The organism is Actinophytocola sp., assembly GCF_036402745.1.
Classification (GTDB): Bacteria; Actinomycetota; Actinomycetes; order Mycobacteriales; family Pseudonocardiaceae; genus Actinophytocola.
In genome coordinates this window covers 1-1941 of sequence record NZ_DASWSJ010000220.1, presented here as the reverse complement: position 1 = coordinate 1941, position 1941 = coordinate 1, and the positions used below count along the sequence as shown (strand labels likewise).

3 protein-coding genes are annotated in these 1941 nt (G+C 71.0%); 1 reads left to right on the top strand and 2 read right to left on the bottom strand.

Features of this window, described 5'->3' with window-relative positions:
• The first annotated feature begins 258 nt into the window (after positions 1–258).
• Positions 259–546: a hypothetical protein gene (locus VGD70_RS21165; RefSeq protein WP_331083935.1), complete on the top strand. Its 288-nt coding sequence runs from the start codon at positions 259–261 to the stop codon at positions 544–546.
• Positions 547–605: 59 nt separating this feature from the next.
• Here the strand turns inward: VGD70_RS21165 and VGD70_RS21160 are convergent, their stop codons facing one another.
• The gene (locus VGD70_RS21160; RefSeq protein ID WP_331083933.1) at positions 606–1289 is read right to left on the bottom strand and encodes a biliverdin-producing heme oxygenase; all 684 of its coding nucleotides are present in this window, start codon (positions 1287–1289) and stop codon (positions 606–608) included.
• A 74-nt stretch (positions 1290–1363) separates the two neighbouring features.
• On the bottom strand, positions 1364–1941 hold a 578-nt coding region (locus tag VGD70_RS21155), incomplete at its 5' end, for a TetR/AcrR family transcriptional regulator (protein ID WP_331083931.1).

Genomic DNA, 1941 nt, shown 5'->3' with positions numbered 1-1941 from the left:
CGGTGCGCGCGTTGACCCGCACCACCTCGTGCCACCCGTAGCGATCCCGAACGAAACGAGCACCACGCAGCGACTCCGCGCTCGCCACCCGGGCCGGTGCCTGCTCGAGCCGGGCACGGATCGCGGCCACCTCGCGCGCCAGCGCCGCAACCCGGTCACCGGCGGCTGCCCCGCGCCGGATGTTCGCATCGACCGAGCGGGTGTGCCGCTTGCTACGCAGAGACCCGCCGCCGAGGGCCCGGGAGAACTCCGCAACCGTTGCCTGCCGGGGGCCACCCGACCCTCACGGCGCTGCGGTCGGTCACCGAGGACCCCTGCCCCCGGCGGGCGATCGACTACGAGCTCGACCACGTCGTCCCGTTCCCCGTCGGCAGCACCAGCGAGGCGAATCTCGCCGGGCTGTGCAGCCACGACGCGCTCGGGGTGGCGCTGGCCGCGCAGGTGCTCTACCTGGCCGTGCGTTTCCGGTGGACGTTCAGCGCCGGAGCCGTCGCGGCGCTGGCCGCCAATGTGACCGTCGTCGCCGCCCACGCAGAAACGCCGTGACAGCGGCGCCGTGGTGTGACGGCGATGCCCGCCCCGTCCCCGAGATGGGGCATGCCGCCTTACGCCGGCTGGTACCGGTGCATGCCGTCGGCGAGCTCGGCGAACACCGCGACGTTGCACTCGAACGCGACGAGCGCCTCGTCGACGACCGTGGTTCGGTCGGTCTCGTTCCACGGGGCGGCGTCGAGCTTGGCGCGGTAGCGGTCGCGGAACGCGGGGGCACTGCCGATCTCGTCGAACCGGTAGAACAGCGCGCCCTCGTCGATGACGCCGTAGTTCGTCGCCAGCAGCCGGCGGATGACCTGGCCGCCCGCGATGTCGCCGAGGTAGCGGGTGTAGTGGTGGGCGACATAGCCGCCTGCCCACACCGACGCCTCGTGAATGCGCCGCACGTACGACTCGGTGGCCGCGAGCGGGCGGATCGTCTCGCGCCAGTCCGGGCCGGCGAGGAACGCCAGGTCTGTCTCGAGCTTCGGCAGCCTGCGCAGCTCGTCGAAGACGAACTCGCGACCGGTGCCGTCGCCGGCCATGGTGTCGCTGACCTGTTCGATCGCCTGGTAGATGAAGTAGTACTGGATCGCGAGCTGGGTGTAGCCGGCCAGCGTGAGCTCGTTGCCGAGCAGCGCGTTCATGTAGGCGGAGTGGTTGGCTCGCTCGTGGACGGTTCTGGTGGAGGCGCGCAGCGTCGCGGAGAACGGGGTCGCGGAGAACGGGATGGAGTTGACGTCCGTGGTGACCGGCATGGGGCCTCCTGCTGGCATCGATCTGACACCTTGTCAGAAAGAGCCTAGGTCATCGCGCGGGTAAGGGTACGGCCTTATTCGGCCGTCCTATCGTCGATCTCACTCGTTCCGACGGCTCGCAGCACGAACCGGACGGCGGCCTCGATGGCCTCTTCCAGCTGCTCAGGCGGCACGTCGACGACCTGGCGGCTGGCCAGCGCCGCAGTGATCATCGGGAGCAGGATGTCCGGATCCTCGTCCGGCAACCGCCCCGCGCGCCGGCCGGCGTCGAGGATCTCGCGCAGCTGTTCGGTGATCGGGTCGGCGTGCGCACTGATCCGCCGGTACGCGGCCGGGGCGAGCGCGGACGCCAGCGCGGTGCCCGGCGGGAGGTGGTACTCCGCGAGCGCGCGCAACTGCAGCCGCACGAACGTGGCGAGCTTGGCCACCGGATCGTGAACCGCGTCGAGGGCCTCGCGCAGCCGGTCGACGTAGCGGGTCGCCTCGCCCTCGACGAACGCGACGATCAGGCTTTCCTTGTCGGGGAAGTGGTTGTACATCGCGGTGCGTCCGAGGCCGGCCTCCGCTGCGACCCCGGCGAGGGTGACCGCGTCGAACCCCCGCTCGTAGAGCTGGGTGCGCAGCACCTCGAAGACCCGCGCCCGCACCTGCT

Excerpts from the sequence above, each read along its gene's own strand:
- VGD70_RS21160 (WP_331083933.1), bottom strand. The coding sequence starts at position 1,289 with ATGCCGGTCACCACGGACGTCAACTCCATCCCGTTCTCCGCGACCCCG.